General features: G+C 69.7%; 18 protein-coding genes. 13 read left to right on the top strand and 5 right to left on the bottom strand.

Going from position 1 to position 19574, the window contains the following annotated elements; translation table 11 throughout:
- Window positions 1-16 precede the first annotated feature (16 nt).
- The 3 genes from ACWDXS_RS13040 to ACWDXS_RS13030 are packed head-to-tail and all read left to right on the top strand — an operon-like array spanning window position 17 to window position 2732.
- Entirely contained in the window at window positions 17-940 is a 924-nt protein-coding gene (locus tag ACWDXS_RS13040) for a zinc-binding dehydrogenase (protein WP_449965289.1), read from the top strand.
- Window positions 937-1992 (top strand): alpha/beta hydrolase family protein, encoded by a 1056-nt coding sequence (locus ACWDXS_RS13035; RefSeq protein WP_449965286.1) that lies wholly within the window; start codon window positions 937-939, stop codon window positions 1990-1992. The genes ACWDXS_RS13040 and ACWDXS_RS13035 overlap by 4 nt, the downstream gene beginning before the upstream one ends.
- The gene (locus tag ACWDXS_RS13030; protein WP_449965284.1) at window positions 1989-2732 is read left to right on the top strand and encodes an SDR family NAD(P)-dependent oxidoreductase; all 744 of its coding nucleotides are present in this window, start codon (window positions 1989-1991) and stop codon (window positions 2730-2732) included. Before ACWDXS_RS13035 ends, ACWDXS_RS13030 begins: the two co-directional genes overlap by 4 nt.
- A gap of 4 nt (window positions 2733-2736) precedes the next feature.
- On the opposite strand, the gene ACWDXS_RS13025 is transcribed toward ACWDXS_RS13030, so the two are convergent.
- The 3 genes from ACWDXS_RS13025 to ACWDXS_RS13015 form a co-directional block, all read right to left on the bottom strand.
- Window positions 2737-3318, bottom strand: coding sequence for a class I SAM-dependent methyltransferase (locus tag ACWDXS_RS13025; protein WP_387443458.1), 582 nt, complete (start codon window positions 3316-3318; stop codon window positions 2737-2739).
- Window positions 3319-3385: 67 nt separating this feature from the next.
- Window positions 3386-3997 carry an HAD family hydrolase gene (locus ACWDXS_RS13020; protein WP_378987794.1) on the bottom strand — a complete coding sequence of 204 codons (612 nt, stop codon included), beginning with the start codon at window positions 3995-3997 and terminating at the stop codon, window positions 3386-3388.
- Window positions 3998-4323: 326 nt separating this feature from the next.
- Window positions 4324-5478: an LLM class flavin-dependent oxidoreductase gene (locus tag ACWDXS_RS13015; RefSeq protein WP_378987791.1), complete on the bottom strand. Its 1155-nt coding sequence runs from the start codon at window positions 5476-5478 to the stop codon at window positions 4324-4326.
- 179 nt (window positions 5479-5657) lie between these two features.
- On the opposite strand from ACWDXS_RS13015, the gene ACWDXS_RS13010 reads away from it, so the two are divergent.
- On the top strand, window positions 5658-7157 hold the full coding sequence (locus ACWDXS_RS13010) for a flavin-containing monooxygenase (protein WP_378987788.1): 1500 nt from the start codon (window positions 5658-5660) through the stop codon (window positions 7155-7157).
- A 43-nt stretch (window positions 7158-7200) separates the two neighbouring features.
- On the opposite strand, the gene ACWDXS_RS13005 is transcribed toward ACWDXS_RS13010, so the two are convergent.
- Window positions 7201-7701: a hypothetical protein gene (locus ACWDXS_RS13005; RefSeq protein ID WP_379314038.1), complete on the bottom strand. Its 501-nt coding sequence runs from the start codon at window positions 7699-7701 to the stop codon at window positions 7201-7203.
- Window positions 7702-7976: 275 nt separating this feature from the next.
- Between ACWDXS_RS13005 and ACWDXS_RS13000 the strand changes: the two genes are divergently transcribed.
- Genes ACWDXS_RS13000 through ACWDXS_RS12965 form a run of 8 tightly spaced genes read left to right on the top strand, consistent with a single transcriptional unit; the run spans window position 7977 to window position 17686 of the window.
- On the top strand, window positions 7977-9248 hold the full coding sequence (locus tag ACWDXS_RS13000; protein ID WP_449965278.1) for a hypothetical protein: 1272 nt from the start codon (window positions 7977-7979) through the stop codon (window positions 9246-9248).
- A complete protein-coding gene (locus ACWDXS_RS12995) occupies window positions 9245-10210 on the top strand; it encodes a glutamate ABC transporter substrate-binding protein (protein ID WP_378987779.1) in 966 nt (321 codons plus the stop codon). Before ACWDXS_RS13000 ends, ACWDXS_RS12995 begins: the two co-directional genes overlap by 4 nt.
- Complete coding sequence (locus ACWDXS_RS12990; protein ID WP_449965275.1) at window positions 10207-11379, top strand: hypothetical protein; 1173 nt, start codon at window positions 10207-10209, stop codon at window positions 11377-11379. The genes ACWDXS_RS12995 and ACWDXS_RS12990 overlap by 4 nt, the downstream gene beginning before the upstream one ends.
- Entirely contained in the window at window positions 11376-13811 is a 2436-nt protein-coding gene (locus tag ACWDXS_RS12985) for a tetratricopeptide repeat protein (protein WP_449965272.1), read from the top strand. Before ACWDXS_RS12990 ends, ACWDXS_RS12985 begins: the two co-directional genes overlap by 4 nt.
- Window positions 13808-14818, top strand: a complete 1011-nt coding sequence (locus ACWDXS_RS12980; RefSeq protein ID WP_378987767.1) for a PP2C family protein-serine/threonine phosphatase — start codon at window positions 13808-13810, stop codon at window positions 14816-14818. Before ACWDXS_RS12985 ends, ACWDXS_RS12980 begins: the two co-directional genes overlap by 4 nt.
- Window positions 14815-16104, top strand: coding sequence for a VWA domain-containing protein (locus ACWDXS_RS12975; RefSeq protein ID WP_378987764.1), 1290 nt, complete (start codon window positions 14815-14817; stop codon window positions 16102-16104). Before ACWDXS_RS12980 ends, ACWDXS_RS12975 begins: the two co-directional genes overlap by 4 nt.
- A gap of 1 nt (window position 16105) precedes the next feature.
- Entirely contained in the window at window positions 16106-16798 is a 693-nt protein-coding gene (locus ACWDXS_RS12970; RefSeq protein ID WP_449965268.1) for an FHA domain-containing protein, read from the top strand.
- A gap of 33 nt (window positions 16799-16831) precedes the next feature.
- On the top strand, window positions 16832-17686 hold the full coding sequence (locus ACWDXS_RS12965; RefSeq protein ID WP_378987759.1) for an SDR family oxidoreductase: 855 nt from the start codon (window positions 16832-16834) through the stop codon (window positions 17684-17686).
- Here ACWDXS_RS12965 and ACWDXS_RS12960 read toward each other — a convergent pair.
- Complete coding sequence (locus ACWDXS_RS12960) at window positions 17683-18627, bottom strand: threonine/serine dehydratase (protein ID WP_449965265.1); 945 nt, start codon at window positions 18625-18627, stop codon at window positions 17683-17685. The genes ACWDXS_RS12965 and ACWDXS_RS12960 overlap by 4 nt on opposite strands.
- 204 nt (window positions 18628-18831) lie before the next feature.
- Here ACWDXS_RS12960 and ACWDXS_RS12955 point away from each other — a divergent pair, with 204 nt between their 5' ends.
- A complete protein-coding gene (locus ACWDXS_RS12955) occupies window positions 18832-19542 on the top strand; it encodes a response regulator transcription factor (RefSeq protein WP_378987756.1) in 711 nt (236 codons plus the stop codon).
- Window positions 19543-19574: the final 32 nt, after the last annotated feature.

Here is a 19574-nt window from a genome sequence, read left to right as displayed (position 1 = left end):
GCGGTTACATCACGGCATGCGACGTTTGATTCCGACCGGCGACCCGAAGCGGCCGGTCACCATGACCGAAGCGGCCGAACCCGTGCCCCGCGCCGACGAGGCACTCGTCCGCGTCGAGGCTTTCGCGCCCAACCGTGGCGAGACCTTCCTGTTGGCGGATCCGCGCCCGGATCTGTTGCCGGGCAAAGACATCGCCGGACTGGTCGTCCAGGCCGCGGCCGACGGATCCGGCCCATCGGTCGGAACCCGGGTCGTCGGTCATCCGCCGCTGGGTGGCTGGGCGGAATACGCGGCGGTGCCGACGGACGCACTGGTTCCCCTGCCCGACGGGGTGGACGCGGTCCGTGCGGCCGCCCTTCCGCTGGCCGGCATCACCGCCCTGCGATTGATGCGTGTGGCGGGGCCGGTAGCGGGGACTCGGATCCTGCTCACCGGGGCATCGGGCGGCGTCGGGCACTACGTGACCGAACTCGCGGCGGCAGCCGGCGCCTCGGTCACCGCCGTCACGGCGTCGCCCGAACGCGGACAGCGGCTCTCGGCCCTGGGCGCCACCCAGGTGGTGCACGACCTCGACGCGGCCTCCGGGCCCTTCGACCTCGTCCTCGAGTCGACCGGCGGCCCCGCACTGGCACTGTGCCTGGCAAAGCTCGTTCCCGGTGGCACGGCGGTCTGGTTCGGGCAGGCGAGCCGAACACCGGCGACGCTCGATTTCTTCGACTTCTTCACCGGCCCGGAGAACGCGACGCTCCGGCACTTCCACTACGCGGGCGCGCCCTACGATCGCGACCTCGCCACGCTCGTGCGGCTCGTCGCCGAGAACAGGCTGCATCCGGAGATCGGCCGGGTCGCCGACTGGTCCGAGACCGCTGAAGTGCTGGTAGATCTGCGGGATCGGCGCATTCGAGGCAAGGCCGTCCTGACCACGGGTGCGGCGCGATGAACGCCGAACTGGTCGAGTCGATGTTCAGTCGCGCCACGGGCGCGGGAATCGACCCACACGCCTATCGCCGGGCCTGTGCCGCTGTCGCGACTCCCGCCGACTGGGCGCCCGCGTGCGCGGCCGCGGCCCTGCGGTTCCGGGTCGCGGCCGAGCAGCACCGGGGGGTTACGCAACCGCACCCCGGGCCTGACCGGGCGGACCGTGGGTCGGCGGCCGCGCGATATCCAACAGCGCCGCCGTCGTCGGTCACCCGAGGCGAGAATCTCCTGATGGCGGCGCGATGGGCGCACTTGGCCACGCTCATCCCCGACAGCGATCACCACGTGCACGCGGCGGCGGCCGACTCCGCCGCCGAAGCGGGCTTCTCGCTCCTGGAACCGGATTCGCGGCGGATCACCGGTCGCGATTTCACCGGCATCCGGCGCGGCCCCGCTGACGCGGCACGCACTGTGATCGTGGTGCCGGGACTGGACTCGAGCAAGGACGAGTTCCATGTGCTCGCCGACGCACTCGTCCGTCGAGGCGCGGCCGTGTTCGCCATGGACGGACCCGGGCAGGGCGCGCTCGCCGCGACCTCGACCGTGACCACCGACTATCCCGTCGTGATCGGCGGGGTGATCGACGCGCTCGGTGTCGCGGAGGTGGGCATCGTCGGGCTCAGCCTCGGCGGGTACTACGCGGCAGCCGCCGCGGCACTCGACCCGCGAATCACCGTGGCCGCCACGGTGAGTGGACCGTTCCGACTCGACTGGCCGGCACTGCCCGACCCCGTCGGTGACCTCATCACCCGCCGAGCAGGGTCCCGCGAAGCCGCCGAAGCCTTCGCCTCCGCAGTCGATCTGACACCCCTCGCCCCGGCCCTGCACTGCCCACTGCTGGTGGTCGACGGCGCGGACGACGCCATCCCCGGGGTCACCGACGGTGCACTGCTGGCGCGCACCGCACCGCGTGCCCACTACCTGCGCATCCCCGGCGGCGACCACCTCGTCGGGAACAACCGGCCGGCCTGGCTGCCCACCGTCGCCGACCACCTCACCGAAGGAATCTCATGAACCGTTACACCGACAAGATCGCGCTCGTCACCGGCGGCACCAGCGGAATGGGCCTGGCCACCGCACAGCGGTTGATCGACGAAGGCGCCCACGTCGTCATCACCGGCCGCACCGGCGAACGCGTCCGGGCCGCCGCCGCGCAGCTCGGCCCGCGCGCCACCGGTATCGCCGCCGACACCGCCGACCTGAACGCCATCGACACGATGGTCGCCGCCGTCACCGCGCGATTCGGCCGCCTCGATCTGGTCTTCGCCAACGCGGGCACCGGCGCCTTCGCCGCGTTCTCCGACATCACCGAGGCCGACTTCGACCACACCGTCGACGTCAACCTCAAGGGCGTGTTCTTCACCGTCCAGAAGACGTTGCCGCTGCTCACCCCCGGCGCGGCCGTGGTCCTCAACGCGTCGTGGACCCTGCACCGCGCCGACAGCGCCCTGACCCTCTACGCCGCCACCAAGGCCGCGGTCCACAATCTCGCCCGCACCCTCGCCACCGAACTCGGCCCCCGCGGCATCCGGGTCAACTCCATCAGCCCCGGCTATATCGATACCCCCATGTCCGCCGGGGCGATGACCGAGGAGTTCGCCACCATGGCCGCGTCCCGCGTCGTGAGCGGACGATTCGGCAACACCGACGAGATCGCCGCCCTCGTCGCCTTTCTCGGCTCCGCCGAGGCGTCCTACATCAACGGTCAGGACATCATCGTCGACGGCGGACTGGTCGCCGCGTACCCGCGGTGACAACTCAGCGTGGGCGCTGCCAGCGCAGCGTGTAGCGCCACATCAGGCGGCGGTGGATCTCGGCACCGGGCAGGTGTTCGGCGGCGGCGGAACGGATTTCGGCGAGGGTTTCGCGTGGGTCGGCCAGCGCCACATCGGGGCCGCCGTGCGACCGGCGCCGCCACCGATCCAGGCCCCAGATCGCGGGGAGGAGGGGGAGGTAGTGGAAGTCGCTGACCGGGTGCATCTTCCAGAGGCCGACCACCGCGAGGGTGCCGCCGGGGGCGACGAGATGGCGCAGGGCGGTGACGCCCTCACGTACCGGGACATGGTGCAAGGTGGCGACGGCGGTGACCACGTCGAAGGTTTGGTCGAGGTCGCGGAAGTCGGCGTGTTCGAGGTGGACGTTGGGGGCGGCGGGCGCGTTGGCGATGACCCGGTCATCGATGTCCACGCCGAGCACCGCGTCACAGCGGGTCGCTAATTTGCGGGCGAGTAACCCGTCACCGCAGCCGATGTCCAATGCCGTGCGGGCAGTGTCGGGCACCTGATCGAGTACCCAGGGGTGGTAGTGCGTGTTGTGGTTCCAGTAGGGGTCGGTCGGCATGACCGGTGAACGCGCCGGGCCGCGGATGGGTTCCGGAACTGGTGTGCGTCACAAGCTGTTTCGAGGACTATCGCCCGGATGTGTGCTCGGACAGCCATTCGCCGAACCGGGTGAGATCGTCCAGGACCACATCGGCGCCCGCGGTCCACAATCCGTCGGCGTCGTAGGGTCCGGTCGTGACGCCGACGGCCACCACGCCCGCCGCCTTGGCGCCGCGCATGTCGCCCGCGTGGTCGCCGACGAAGACGTGGGCCGACTCCTCGCGCAACACGTCGGCCTTTCCGGTCGCCCACAGGTCACCGGCGAGGCGATCGACCCGCCAGCCGAGATGGTCGACGTGCAGGCGCGCGTGCGGCTCGAATTTGCCGGTGACGACCAACGTCCGCCCACCGCCGGCCCGCACGGCGGCCAGCGCGTCGTCGGCGCCGGGGAGGGCGCCGATGTGGCCGATGACGTCCGGGTACAGCTCGCGGTACCGGGTGACCAGATGGGGGATCAGATCGTCGGGCGCGCCCGCGTCGCCGAGCAGCGTGGCCAGTGGCGGGCCGAGGTGCTCGGCGAAGTGTGAGCCGTCCATCGGGAGATCGAACTCGCGCGCGAGGGTGTCGATCGCCAGGGCGACGCCCGGACGTGAATCGATGAGCGTCATGTCCAGGTCGAAGCCGACGGTGAGAGTCACGTTGTCGAGCCTATCGCCGAGGGGCCACCGGCCCTGTGGGTCGCTGCCCGGACCTGTCCCGAACTGCACTGATTCACGTGGAACCCCCGCTGCACTCGATGCCGAAATCGGTTGGGGGAGTGCGGTGCAGCCAAGCACGCTGTGCGTCATGGCATTTGAGTCCTACCGCTGGGTAACCGGATAACCCGCAGGTCACACGCCCATCGAAAGATGTTGGGACAGCGTGCCACCCGGCAAACGGCAGTAAGGGCAATGGTGCAGTGACTGCCGTTCCAGGGTTTCGAACCCCGGGGCGCGACCCTGAACCGGGGGCGCGCCCGGAGTCGTCAGCTACTGGCGGCCGCGGTGAACGGTGCGACGGTGGGCACCGACACCGGCCGTGAGGGATGGGTCCACACGCCTTTGCGCTCCAGGATCGGCAGCACACCCTCACCGAACCAGTACGCCTCCTCCAGATGCGGATACCCGGACAGGATGAAATGGTCGATCCCGATGGCGGCGTACTCGAGCAGTCGATCGGCCACTTCGGCGTGCGACCCGACCAGCGCCGTGCCCGCGCCACCTCGCACCAGGCCGACGCCCGCCCACAGGTTCGGGGCGATCTCGAGCCCGTCGGTGCGCCCGTTGTGCAGACGCGCCATCCGGCGCTGCCCCTCGGAGTCGCTCTTGGCCAGGTTCGCCTGCACCCGTTCGATCTCACCGGGTGAGATGCCGTCGAGGAGCCGTTCGGCCTCGGTCCACGCCTCGGCGGCGGTGTCGCGGCTGATCACGTGGATGCGCAGGCCGAAGTCGACGGTGCGGCCCTCGATCGCGGCCAGTCCGCGGATCCAGTCCAGTTTCTTCGCGACCGCGTCCACCGGTTCGCCCCAGGTGAGGTAGGTGTCGGCGTAGCGGGCGGCGATCGGCCCGGCTGGCCCTGACGAACCGCCGAAGAACACCGGCGGAACCGGATCGGGACGGGCGCTGAGGATCGCGTCCTTCACCCGCAGGTGCTCGCCGGTGAAGCTGAACGGCTCGGTCGACGACCACAGCTCGCGCACGATGTGCAAGAACTCGCCGGTGCGCGCGTAGCGCTCGGCCTTGTCCAGGAAGTCGCCGTAGGCCTCCTGCTCGCGCTGCTCGCCACCGGTGACGACATTGAGCAGCAGACGCCCGGCGGAATGCCGCTGGAACGTCGCCGCCATCTGGGCGGCCAGGGTGGGGCTGGTCAGGCCGGGACGCAGCGCGACCAGGAACTTCAGCGTCTCGCTGGTCTGCACGAGCATGGCGGTGGTCAGCCACGCGTCCTCGCACCAGGCGCCGGTCGGGGTCAGGACACCCTCGAAGCCGTTGTCCTCGGCCGCGGCGGTGAGCTGGTTGAGATAGCGCAGGGTCGCGGGGCGATCACCGGACATGAAGCTCCCGTGTCCGCCCGCCATCAGGCCGCGTGAGTCGCCGTAGGTGGGCAGGAACCAGTGAAACGACAGTCGGTGATCGGTCATCCCTCGATGCTGACCGGTGCGCTCGCCCCCGTCACGGATTCCGATCACCGTGCGCGCAACCCCCGACACGCCGCAGTGCGGGCATGCCGAACTAGACGTAACTAAGCGAAACACGTAACCTCGTGAAAAGCTCGGGCGACGGTGCTCGGGCCGGCGACCCTACGAAACGAGTTTCCTCAATGACGCGGCATGTCGACGTACTGATCATCGGCGCTGGCCTCTCCGGAATCGGTACGGCCTGTCACCTGACTCGCGAGCAGACCGGACGCACCTACGCGATCCTCGAGCGCCGCGAGAACATCGGTGGTACCTGGGACCTGTTCAAGTACCCCGGCATCCGCTCGGACTCGGACATGCTCACCTTCGGTTTCGGCTTCCGCCCCTGGATCGGCACCAAGGTGCTCGCCGACGGCGCCAGCATCCGGCAGTACGTCGAGGACACCGCCAAGGAATACGGCGTCACCGACCACATCACGTTCGGCCGCAAGGTCGTCACCGCCGATTTCGATCGTGGCACCGCGCTGTGGACCGTGCAGGCCGTGATCGAGGCGACCGGCGAGACCGAGACCTGGACCGCGAACTTCGTCGTCGGCGCCAGCGGCTACTACAACTACGACAAGGGCTACCAGCCCGAATTCCCCGGTCAGGACGACTTCAAGGGTCAGATCGTGCACCCGCAGCACTGGCCGGAGGATCTGGATTACGCAGGCAAGAAGGTCGTCGTCATCGGTTCCGGCGCCACCGCGATCACGCTGATCCCGTCGATGGCCGACACCGCCGCGCACGTCACCATGCTGCAGCGCTCGCCCACCTGGATCCAGGCGCTGCCGTCGGACGACCCGGTCGCGATCGGTTTCAAGAAGTCGCGCGTGCCCGACGCCGTCGCCTACAAGATCGGTCGCGCCCGCAACATCGCCCTGCAGCGCGCCAGCTTCCAGCTCTCGCGCACCAACCCCGAGCTGGCCAAGAAGCTCATGCTGGCGCAGGTGCGCCTGCAGCTCGGCAAGAAGGTCGACCTGCGCCACTTCACCCCCAGCTACAACCCGTGGGATCAGCGCCTGTGCGTGGTGCCCAACGGTGACCTGTTCAAGGTGCTCAAGAGCGGTAAGGCCGACATCGTCACCGACCGCATCGCGAAGTTCACCGAGAAGGGCATCTTGACCGAGTCGGGCCAGGAGCTCGAGGCCGACATCATCGTCACCGCCACCGGCCTGAACGTGCAGATGCTCGGCGGCATCACGCTCACCATCGACGGCGCTCCGGTGAAGTTCAACGAGACGGTCGCCTACAAGAGCGTCCTGTACTCCGACATCCCGAACTTCCTGATGATCATCGGCTACACCAACGCCTCCTGGACCCTGAAGGCCGACCTCGCCGCCGCGTACCTGTGCCGCGTGCTCAACATCATGCGCGACCGCGGCTACACCACCTTCGAGGTGCACGCCAACCCCGACGACATCGCCGACGAGTCGCTCATGGGTGGCGCCCTCACCTCGGGCTACATCCAGCGGGGCAACGACGCCATGCCCCGCCAGGGCGCGCGCGGTGCCTGGAAACTGGTCAACAACTACTACCGGGACCGCACCCTGATGCACAAGGCCCCGATCGAGGACGGCGTGCTCCAGTTCAGCAAGACCGGCACCAGCGTGGAGCCGGGCGCGGAGAGCATCGGCGCCTAGGCGCGCTGACGATCGCCGGTGGCAGCGCCAGCTCTCCTCGGAGCTAGCGCCCGTCCTTCGCGGCTTGGCGCCGTGCCCCCGCGGCGATGCTGGAGGCCTCGAACTTCTTTCGACCGGAGGACTCGCGGGTGGCGTCGGTGCGCGCTTTCCCCGCGGAGCGCACCTTCCCGTCACTGTCGCCGATATCGCTGAACGACGGCGCGTCCTTGCGGGCGCGGGCGAGCCTCTCGGCCTTCAACTTGCGGGCATTGCGTTTCGAGGCCGTGGCCAGCTGGCGGCTCACCCTGCTGAGCGCGCTTTCGAAGACTTCCGCTTTGCCGGCGTTGTGGGTGTTCGCCGATTTTCCGGCGCCGCGCGCTCCCTTGGCTTCTACCTTGGCCGCGCCGGATCGGCGGTACACCTTGACGAATTTGTTGCGCGCCCGCCGCACACGGGTATGCAGCCGGATCAGCGCCTCTTCGTCGAGATCGGCCATCTGCGCTTTCTTTGTGCCGCGGATCAGGACGTACTCGTCTTCGGACAAGGAGTTCATCAACTTCGACATGTCGACTCCGATCTACCCGAGGGTCACCGTAGGAAAAGAGTGTAGTCCTACCCGTTAAGGGTCACTGTCGACGATCTTGTGCCACGAATGCGGGGGCTGTCGCGGTCAGGAATCGGCCGCAGTGGATTCTTGCGTGTCCGCACCGGGTCGCTGGGCCGCGTGGCGGGCCTCCTCGTTGTCGCGTTTCGGCCGATTTCCTTCACCCGGGCGAACTTTCAGCGGCTCCCGTACTATCGCGATCGAAGACACCGCCCGGGGAGATGAAGGAGGACGGTGTGGGATCTCGCCTACCGGCGACCATCCGTGACGCGGGGACGTGGCTGCGGCGATTCGCCGCGACGACACCAGGTGCGATCGGGGTGGTCCTCGTCGTGACCACGGTGGCCTGCCTGGTTGCCGGATCGACGGCGGGACGACAGCTCGACGCCAAGATCGTGCGCACCGAACAGGTGCTGGATCGGACCGAGCCGCTGGCCTTCGCCGCGCAGAGTCTGTATGTATCGCTCTCGGCCGCCGACGCGGGCGCCGCGACGGCCTTCCTGTCCGGCGGCATCGAATCGCCACAGGTGCGAGACACCTACGAGCAGGCGCTCGCCGAGGCCGCCGCCGCCCTGGCGGAGGCGACCGCCGGTGCCACCGACGCGCAGACCAGGGCGATCGTCGCCCGCATCGCCGCCGACCTGCCGACCTACACGGGCTTGGTGGAGACCGCGCGCGCCAACAATCGTCAGGGCTTCCCGGTGGGTTCGGCGTATCTGCGCCAGGCCTCGGATCTGATGCAGACATCGCTGCTGCCCAATGCCGAACAACTCAGCAAGGCCCGCTTCGCCGCGGTGCGGGAGGACCAGCAGCGCATCGGCGCGCTGCCGTGGACGAGCATCGTGCTCCTGCTGCTGGTCCTCGTGGTGTGCCTGGTCGGGTCGATCGTGTTGCTGCGCCGGACGAACCGCCTGGTGAACACCGGCCTGGCGATGGCCGCGCTGGCTGCATTGGTGGCGTTGCTGTGGACCGCGGGCGCCACCTCGACCGCCGCGCAATTGCTCGAGGACGGAAGTTCCGGCGCCGGAGCGCGCGTGGAGAACCTGGCAGGGGCCCGCATCCTGGCCCAGCAGGCCCGCACCGACGAAACCCTGGCCCTGATCACCCGCGGCGACATCACCGCCACGGAGAAGGCCTTCCAAACCCACAGCGGCGACCTGCGCGGGCGCCTCACCGCGGCCGGTGGCGGCGACTCCGATGCCGAACGCGCGCTGACGAATTGGAACGCGGGGCACAATGCCCAGCGCACCGCCTACGAGAAGGCCGACTATCCCGGCGCGGTCACCCAGGCGATCGGCACCGGCCCCGACAGCTCGGCCACCAGCTTCGCCCGCCTCGACCAGGAACTGCGCGACGACCTCGCCCAGGCCCGCGACGACCTGCGCGACGGTGTCGCCGCCGCCGCAACATCGTTGACCCTCAGCCCCTTCGGCACCCTGCTCCTGCTGCTGGCCGCGGCCGGCGCGGTGATCTCCGGACTCTGGCCACGACTCAAGGAGTTCTTGTGAGGCGTCCACTGCTGGTCGCGCTCGCCGCGGCCGTCGCGCTGGTCGCGGGCTGTGCCGACGCCCCCGAACCGTCGACCATCGCCGCCACCGCCGTGGCCCCACCGCTGCCCGGCGCCGAGGCGATCACCTCGGCGCCGACCGCCGAGGGCACCGGAACCTGCGATACCGAAGCGACATTGGCGCCGACGACTCAGCCGCGACCGGGTGCGATGCCCGCGGGGTCGGCGATGGCCGCCATCATCGCCAACGGCAGGCTGCGGGTCGGCGTCGATCAGAACACCTACATGTTCGGCTTCCGTAACCCGTCGACCGGCAAGCTCGAGGGTTTCGACATCGACCTGGCCAGGGAGATCGCGCGCGATCTGTTCGGTGACCCGGACAAGATCGAACTGCGTTCCGTCACCGCGGCCGACCGGATCCCGCTGTTGCAGGAGAAGAAGGTCGACATGATCGTGCGCACCTTCTCGGCGACCTGCGAACGCCGCCGTGAGGTCGACTTCTCCAGCGTCTACTACCGTGCGGCGCAGCGCATCGCGGCCCCGCACGGGGCGGGCATCACCAACGGCGCCGGGCTCGCGGGCAAGCGGGTCTGCGTCGCGAAGGGCACCACCGCCGCCGCGCCGCTGTTCACGCTGCCGACCCCACCCACCGTGCTCGGCGTGACCAATTGGACCGACTGCCTGGTGGCGCTGCAGCAGGGCACCGTCGACGCGATCAGCGGGGACGAGCCGATCCTGGCGGGGCTGGTCGCCCAGGACCACAATCTCGAGGTCGTCGGCGACCCGATCGGCGCGGGCGCTTACGCCGTCGGGGTGCCGCGCGGCAGCGACGAGCTGGTGCGTTTCGTCAACGGCGTACTCGACCGCGCCCGTACCGACGGCACCTGGCAGCGGATCTACGCCCAGCACCTGTCGACTCTGGGCCCCTCGCAGGGGCCGCCGGTACCCCGGTACGTCGGATGAGCTGGCCGATGCTCGGCGTGCTCGAGATCGATCGTGAACTGGCGGGGCGCACAGCGGAATTGGCGACGGTGACCACGACCCTGCTGGAACTGGACCGCCACCCCGGCCTGGCCCTGGTCCGCCGCTATCCGCCGACGGGGGAGACCGCGCGTCGGTGGGCGCCGGTGGAGAAGGCACTGGGCGAACTCTGGGAGGACCTGGGGCGGGTGCGCGCCATCCTCGGCGAGGCGCAGGCGGTGCGTGCCGGTCGCGGCAGGGTCGACGACCGGTCGCGGGGGCGGCTCACCGAGCTGCTGCGCGGTCGCCCACACGAGGTGGCGCGGATCCCGATCCCCTTGGCACAGCGCGGCCTGACCGGTCCCAGTGAGACCGTCGTGACCGTCGGCATCGCCGATTGCCTGGACCGGATGCGCGCCGCGTTCGCCTTCGTCGCCCCGTTCGCCGACGAGGTCGCGGCGGTCGATGAACAGGTGCTCGGCGCACTCGCCCCGCTGCAACAGCGCGTCGAGCAAGCTCGTGGCGCACTGGACGCGGCCACCGAACCACTGTCCACGCTCTTGGGTCGCGCGGGCACCGATCCGCTCGGTTTCGGGCCGGGTGAGATCGCCACCGCCCTCGCCTCGCTCACGGCGCTGATCGATACCGAATCCGCCCGCCACAGCGACCACCTCGCCGTTGCCGCCGATCTGCTCGGCGCTGTCGCCGCCCTGCGCGCACAGTTGGCCGATCTCGGCGAACGGCAAGATCGCGCCGACGGCACCGTCACCCAGGCTCAGCACAAGGTCGCGACCGGCGAGCTACCCGACGGCGGCGAACCGGCCACGAGATTGCGCGCCGAACTCGACACTCTCGGCGGTACACCCGATCGGCCGACAGTGGAACATCTGCTCGCGCTGCGCGTGCGGGCAGGCGACGCTGCCGAAAAGGCCACACGGCGTGAGGAATTGGCGCGTGGTCTGCTCGATCGGCGCGCCGAACTGCGCGGCAGACTCACCGCCTACCGTGCGAAGGCCTCGCGGCTCGGAGTGAGCGAGGACCGGGATGTGCTCGCCGCCGACCGGATCGCGGCCGGTCTGCTCACCCGCACACCGTGCGATCTGGCCGCGGTCACCCGGGCCGTCGCGGACTATCGTTCGATCATCGGGGAGAAAGCGGGGCGGACAGCATGAGGTGTAGTGAACCGGGGTGCGGCGGCACGATCGAGGACGGCTACTGCGCACTGTGCGGTACCGCGCCCGTCGCGAGCGCGCCACCGGTACCGCAGGCCGGCCTCGCGGGCAACGGCCGATCGGGGCGCACGACAGCGCAGCCGCGCAGTGCGAACCCGCAGCCGCCACCGATACCCGTGCCGGTACCCGGCGCCTGTGGCGAACCCGAGTGCGACGGCACGATCGTCGACGGCTACTGCGACACCTGCGGTACCGCACCGGCCACGGTCACGGGCCCGATGCACAGCCCGTCCGCGTCGACGGTCAGCGCGAGCGGGCGCACCTCGAGTCGCTCGGTCCGAACCCGTTCGGGCTCGGCGCGTTCGGCCGCGCGCGGCAGGCTCGGCGCCGGGCTCGTCGAAGTGCCGCCGGTCCCGCGCGTGGACCCGGCCACGGCAGTGCTCACCGACCCCCAGGTGCCCGAATCCGACCGCTTCTGCGGCAAGTGTGACAAGCCTGTCGGGCGCGGCCAGGCCGGTGTTCCCGGCCGCACCGCCGGGTTCTGCCCGCACTGTGGCACCCGCTACTCCTTCGTGCCCCGGCTGCGGGCAGGCGATCTCGTCGGCGGCCAGTACGAAGTGGCGGGGGCGCTGGCCCACGGTGGTCTCGGCTGGATCTATCTGGCCACCGACCGCGCCGTCAACAAACGCTGGGTGGTCCTCAAAGGACTCATCGACACCGGCGACGCCGACGCCCTGGCCGCAGCCCTGGCCGAACGGCGTTTCCTCGCCGAGGTCGACCACCCCAACATCGTCAAGATCCACAACTTCACCGAACACGCCGACGCCGACGGCGAACCCGTCGGCTACATCGTCATGGCCTATGTCGGCGGCACCTCGCTCAAGCAGATCCTGCGCGCCCACCGCGCCGAAACCCAGCGCTATCTGCCGCCCGCGCAGGCGATCGCCTATGTGCTGGAAATGCTGCCCGCCCTCGGCTATCTGCACGCTCGCGGCTGGGCCTACTGCGATTTCAAGCCCGACAATGTGATGCAGACCGAGGAACGCCTCGAGCTGATCGACCTCGGTGCGGTCATCGCGATGGACGACCGCACCAGCCCCATCTACGGCACCCTCGGCTACCAGGCACCCGAGATCGCCGAAACCGGGCCGACGGTGGCCACCGAGATCTACACCGCGGGCCGCACACTGGCCGTGCTGATGATGCGAGTGCCCTCCGTCGACGGCAAGCTCGGCCCGATCCCCGGTCCCGAGACCGAACCGGTACTGGCCGAACATGATTCGCTGTACCGATTCCTGCGGCGGTCCACCGACCCCGACCCACTGGCGCGTTTCGCCTCGACGAGCGAAATGGCCGACCAGCTCACCGGTGTGCTGCGCGAGGTGCTGGCGACCGGCGACGGCATCCCACGGCCCGGCATGTCGAGCCAGTTCGGTCCCGCCCGCGCCGTCTTCGGCATCGACAGTGTCACACCCGAACCGGGCGCCCTCATCGCCGGCCTGCCCGCCCCGCTGGTCGACCCCGGCGACAGTGGCGCCGCCCTGCTGGCGACCACCGATGCCGCGACCCCGGCCGAACTCGAGCGGGCACTCACCGCCGGACTGCGCGCGGTGGTGACCGGATCGGGCGAGTCGGTCGAGATCCCGCTGCGACTGGTGCGCGCCGAGCTCGAAGCGGGTGACGCGGCAGCGGCGCTGACCCGGCTGGCCGCCTTGGACGCCGAGCTCGAATTCGACTGGCGCCCCGTCTGGTATCGAGCCAAGGCTGCCCTGCTCACCGGCGACTATGCCGATGCGGCCGCCGATTTCGAGTCCGTCTACGCGGCACTGCCCGGTGAATCCGCTCCCAAACTCGCGCTGGCGGCCGCCCTGGAGCTCGGTGCAGGCGCCCGCGGCGAGCAGCCCGACACCGGAGCCTTCGAGCTCGGCCGCGCGCTGGCGCTCTACGAAACGGTCTGGCGCACCGACCACACCTATCTGTCGGCCGCCTTCGGCGCCGCGCGACTGCGCCGCGCCGACGGTGACCGCACGGGCGCGGTGGCGGTCCTCGATCAGGTCGACCGCACCTCCTCGATGTTCACCGAGGCCCGGCTCTCCGCCGTCGAAACGCTACTGACGCACCGGGATCCGGCCGACCTCGACGAGGACCTGCTCCGCCGGACCGGCGAGCGCGTCGACCACTTGCGCCTCGACTCGCGCACACGCACCGCGCAGGTGCGGATGGTCGTCCTCGAGGCGGCACTGAACTGGATCCGGTCGGGACAGCAACCGAGGACACCAGGCAAGCTGTTGGACGTGGAATTCACCGAGCAGGGCGTGCGGACGGGATTGGAACGATGCTTGCGGACACTGGCGCGCGAGGCCGACGACATGTGGACCCGATTCGTCCTGGTGGACCAGGCGAACTCGGTGCGCCCCAGGACCACCCTGTGACGGCGCCGGGCTGTGCCGACTGCGCGGGCTCGGCGCGGGCGGGACACCGCTTCTGTGAAGGCTGCGGTCGCGAACTCGGCGTGCGCAAAGTCGCACTGCCCGTGCATGATCCGGTCGCGGTGCCGCAGTGCTCGACCTGCGGTGAACGCCGCTACGAGGGCGGCTACTGCGTCAAATGCGGCAGCCCCAAGCCTGTCCCTGATCGTTTCGAGGAAGACCTCGGCGCGGTGTATGTCCTCACCGACCGCGGAATCAGCCACTCCCGCAACGAAGACGCGGTCGCGGCCGCGGTGCGCGAGGGCGACGGCATCCGGGTGATCGTGGTCAGCGACGGCGTCTCCACTTCCCAGGATCCGCAGGCGGCCTCCGGCAATGCCGCCCGCACCGGTGTCGACGCCGCGCTGGCCGCCCTGGCCGAGGGCAGGGCCGACTCCGATGCCGCGATGGCGGGCCTGGCGGCGGCGACCGCCGCGGTGCGCGGCATGTCACGCACCCCCGAGTACGCGCCGTCGTGCACCTATGTCTCCGCGATCGTGCGCGAGACGAGCGTGGGTACCGACATCACCGTCGCCAATGTCGGTGACAGCAGGGCATTCTGGCTGGCGGCGGGCGATCCGACCGCGTCACGCCGGCTCAGCGTCGACGATTCCTGGGCCCAGGCTCTCGTCGACGCGGGCGCCCTCGACGAGACCGCGGCGATGAACGACCCGCGCGCCCACACCCTGCTGCGCTGGCTCGGCGCCGACGGTGGCGAAGCACCGTGGTCGGCGAACTGCCTGCAACGCATGCTCGCCACCGAGCCGGGCACGCTGCTGCTGTGCAGCGACGGCCTGTGGAACTACCTGCCCGAGGCGGTCGCGCTCGCCGGCTTCACCGTCGAGACGTCGCCGCAGGCCGCCGCGCGCGCGCTCGCCGACTTCGCCCTCAACAGCGGGGGCAGTGACAACATCACCGTCGCCCTGGCTCCGGTGCCCGTTGCCGTATCGCCCGAACCAGGAGTGTCATGAGTTCCCCTGAGACAGCCGGTATCTCGATCGCCGTCGACCAGAACGAATTCCTCGCCGAAGGCGCGAGCGTGGTGGACGCGGTGCTGACGGTGACCACCGGGCCCGAACTCGCCGCCGTCGCGACACCGCCGCCGCGGCTCGAGATCCTGATCATCGACTGCTCCGGATCGATGGGTAACAAGCGCAAATTCGAGAACGCGCGCAACGCCACCCGCACCGCGCTCGACGAGATCCCCGACGGCACCGCGTTCGCCATCATCGAGGGCACCGAGTCGGCCCGGATGATCTACCCGAGCGACAACACCCTGTCCGCCCCCGCCGACCGCACACATCGCGCCTCGGCCCGGCGAGCCCTGGATCGGTTGCGGCCCGACGGCGGCACCGCGATGGGTTCATGGCTGGCGCTGGCCCGCGAGGTCGCCGCCGCGCACCCCGGCGCGCAGGCGCACGCGATTCTGCTCACCGACGGCAAGAACGAGCACGAGACCCCGCAGGAGCTCGCGACCGAACTCGACCGTGCCGAAGGGCTTTTCGTCTGCGACTGCCGCGGTGTCGGCGACGACTGGGTCGCCGAGGAAGTGCGCAAGATCGCCTCGAAACTGTCCGGGGACGCGAACATCGTCGCCGATCCGAAGGACCTGGCCCGAGATTTCGCCGCGATGATGCGTTCCTCGGCCGCGCGCGTGATCCCGGAACTGACGCTGAAGGTGTGGACTCCGGCCGGTGCGCGGGTGCGGATGGTCAAACAGGTCTCGCCGGTGCTCGAGGATCTGACCGGGCGCCGGATCGACGTGGGTGCGCAGGTGGGGGACTACCCGCTGTCGTCGTGGGCCGCCGAGGAGCGCGAATACCACGTGCAGATCGAACTGGAACCGGCCGCGCCGGGCCGGGAGAAGCTGGCCGCGCGGCTGAGTGTGCTGGCCGGCGACGAGGTACTGGGCCAGGGCCTGGTGCGCGCGGTCTGGACCACCGATTCGACGCTGTCGACCCGCATCAGTACCCGCGTCGCCCACTACACCGGCCAGGTCGAACTGGCCCAGGCCGTGCAGGAAGGTCTGGCGGCGCGCCGCACCGGCGATGTCACCACCGCGACCGCGAAGCTGCGTCGCGCGGTGGAACTCGCCGCCGCCTCCGGCCACGAGTCCACCGCCAAACTGCTGCGTGGTGTGGTCGAGGTCGAGCACGACGGCACCGTGAAGCTGCGCGGCCAGGTCGCCGCGGCCGACGAACTCGCCCTCGACATCCGCTCCACCAAGACCGCCCGGGTGCGGCCGGAGGGCGGCTGACATGCTGATGTGCGCGGACGGACACCAGTCGCGGTCGACGGACTACTGCGATGTGTGCGGATCGGCTCTGGGCACGGCGCCCGCGCCCGACCCGGCGGCTCTGCGCCTGTGCCCGAACTGCCACGCGCCGACCAGCGGACGCTTCTGCGAAGGATGCGGCCACGATTCCGCCCTGCCACCGGCGACAGCGACGTCCTCGCGTCCCGGTGATCGCGCGGAATCGGCCGACCCCGGATTCGACCCCACCATGATCGCTGCCGGCGCGCCCCCCGACAGTGGCCGATCCGGGGAGTGGGTCGCGCGGATCTTCGCCGACCGCGAGTTCTACGCGCGCGTCCAAGCCCGCAAGGGACCCGATGCCGAGCGTGTCGAATTCCCGGACTTCTACCCCGAACGTCGAATCATCTTGCGTGGCAACCAGTTCCTGATCGGAAAACGATCGGCCTCGCAAGGGATCGTGCCCGAGATCGACCTCGGCATCGCCCCGGCGGATATCGGCGTCTCCCGCGCACATGCGATGATCCAGGTCGATCAGAGGGGCGCGCTCACCATCACCGACCTCGGTTCCACCAACGGAACCAGCCTGGACGGCGCCGAATCACCGATCACACCGCAGCAGGCGGTCGCACTGCGCGAAGGCAGCCGGATCCATGTCGGCGGCTGGACCACCATCGCGATCACCGCGGAACCGTAGACGCATCTGTTCACCAAACGTAGGGTCGGGACCATGACGAAGTTCGACGGGAAGACCTGCCTGATCACCGGTGCCGCCAGCGGCCTCGGCCGCGCCACGGCGTTCGCGGCCGCCGCGAAGGGGGCCTCGCTCGTCCTCACCGACATCACGGCCGACACGCTCGCCACCACCGCCGAGGAACTGCGCGCGGCCGGGGCGACGGTGCATCTCGCGCACGCGGCCGACGTCAGCGACCATTCCGCGGTCGTCGGTCTCGCCGCCCATACTTTCGAGGCCGTGAGCCATGTCGACATCGTCATGAACGTGGCGGGCATCGCCACCTGGGGCACCGTCGACAAGCTCACGCCCCAGCAGTGGCGCCGCACCGTCGACATCAACCTGATGGGCCCCATCCACATCATCGAGGAGTTCGTGCGCCCGATGATCACCGCCGGTCGCGGCGGTCACCTGGTGAACGTGTCCTCGGCGGCGGGCATCTTCGGTCTACCGTGGCACGCGCCCTACAGCGCCACCAAGTTCGGCCTGCGCGGTGTCTCGGAGGTGCTGCGGTTCGACCTGCGCCGCCACAAGATCGGCGTCAGCCTGGTCTGCCCCGGCGCGATGGCCACCCCGATGGTCGACAGCGTCGACATCGCGGGCGTCGACCGCGACAACGCGGCGCTGAACAAGGCGATCAGGCTGTTCATGCGCCACGCCGTCACCCCGGAGCAGGCGGCCACGTCGGTGATCAAGGGTGTCGAGCGCAACCGCTACTGGGTCTACACCTCCCGCGACATCCAGTTGGCCCACTGGGGTCAGCGGTACTTCCCTTACGGCTACACCTTGGCCATGCGCGGTTTGAACTCCGCGATGACCAACTATGTCGACAAGAACGCCCTGGTCCGCTAGACGAGGTCGCTGGGGTCGGTATTGGCCCCACACAGGATCACGCACACCCGTTCGCCGGGTTCGGGCCGATAGGCCGGGCCCGAACCGGTGTCGAGCAGTGCCGCCATCGCGGTGGCCGCGCCGTTCTCCACGGCGATGCGATGGGAGGTCCACAGCTGCTGCCTGGCCGCGCGGATCGCCTCGTCGGGCACCAGCAACGACCGCACACTCGGATGCTGGGCGGCGGCCAAGGCCATCGCCGACACATTCGGGGCGCCGAGGGAATCCGCGGCGATCGAGTCGACGGTGACATCCACCGGGTGACCGGCTTCGAGCGCGGCGTTCAGCGATCGACAGCCCACGGGTTCGACGGCCACCGTGCGAATCCCGAAATGCTGTGCGGCGACCGCCGTTCCGGTGAACAACCCACCGCCGCCGACGGCGACGAGCACCGTGTCCACGTCGGGGATGCGCGCCTGGATCTCGCGCATCAGCGTGCCGGCGCCCGCGGCCACGAGCGTATCGTCATAGGCATGGGCGGCCAGCGCACCACTGGTCTCGGCGAATTCCCGGCAAGCGGCCAACGCCTGCTTGTATTCCGGACCGATCAGTCGCACCCGCGCGCCGTAGTCACGAAGTCGACCGATTTTGACCGCAGGCGCGGTCTCGGGCAGAAACACCGTCGCGGGCACCCCCGCCTCCCGTGCCGCCCATGCGCACGCCAACCCGGCATTGCCGCCCGAGGCGATCGTCACACCCGCGTCCGGCAACGTTTCCGCTGCCGCGTGCGCGCGCACGAAATTCTGCGCACCACGCGCCTTGAACGTGCCGGTGAACTGCAAGAACTCCAGTGCGAACCAGAGCGGGTCCGGCCCTGGTCCGGCCGGTGCGACAGTGATCGGGCGAACCAGTCCGTCGATGCGCGCTGCGGCGGCTTCGATATCAGCGAAAGTCGGGGTCACCCCTGCGACTATGCCACCGGCCACGTCCCCTCGAACCGCCCGTTGAGCGGGCGAATTGTTACGACGGGTTTACGTCCGCACCAGTCTGGGTACATAACAGATAGGTAACAAGCTCGAAGGCGGGTAGTCGTGTCGGTCTGGGGACGCGAAACCCCCCAGTGCACCGGCACACGCCCGGCGTGTCAGCAAAGGATGTGCACACACATGAGCGCGAACCTGATGATCGTGGACGACGATGTCCAGATGCGCGGCGACCTGCGTCGCGCGATGGAAGACGAAGGGTATGCCGTAGCCGAGGCAGGCGTGCCTTCCGACGCCCTCGATCGGCTGCGCAGCGACGGGCCACCCGATCTGATGATCGTCGACCTGATGCGCGGCGAAGCCGACGGCTTCGACTGCATCCGGGAGATCCGTCGTGACCACGATGTGCCGATCATCGTGATCAGCACCCGTTACGACACCCACGACGTGGTCGCGGCCCTGGAGGCGGGGGCCGACGACTTCGTGAGCAAGCCGTTCGAAATCAAGGAGATCACCGCCAGGATGCGCGCGCTCCGCCGTCGCGCCCGCATCACCGCCGATCGCGACACGACCCCCGAGGCCGTGCTCGACGCCGATCCGCACGCGCCACTGGTGCTGGCGGCCGACGCGGGCGCGGTGCGCCGCGGCGCCGAGGAGATCCACCTCACGGTCACCGAATTCCGGTTGCTGTGTGAACTGGCGGAGACCCCCGGCCGCGTGCTGAGTCGATCCGTGCTGCTCGAAAGAGTCTGGGATCAGGGCTTTTTCGGTGACGAGCGCATCGTCGACGTCCACGTGCGACGCCTGCGTACCAAGATCGAACGTGACCCGTCCGACCCGCGCATCGTGGTTACCGTGCGCGGTCTCGGGTATCGCCTCGATGTGCAGTCGTAGTAAACGATTCGTCATACAACCGCAAAGAGCTC

The organism is Nocardia sp. NPDC003183, from assembly GCF_053590715.1.
Note: the sequence above shows the minus strand (reverse complement) of the source record. Positions and strands in the feature narration are given on the sequence as shown.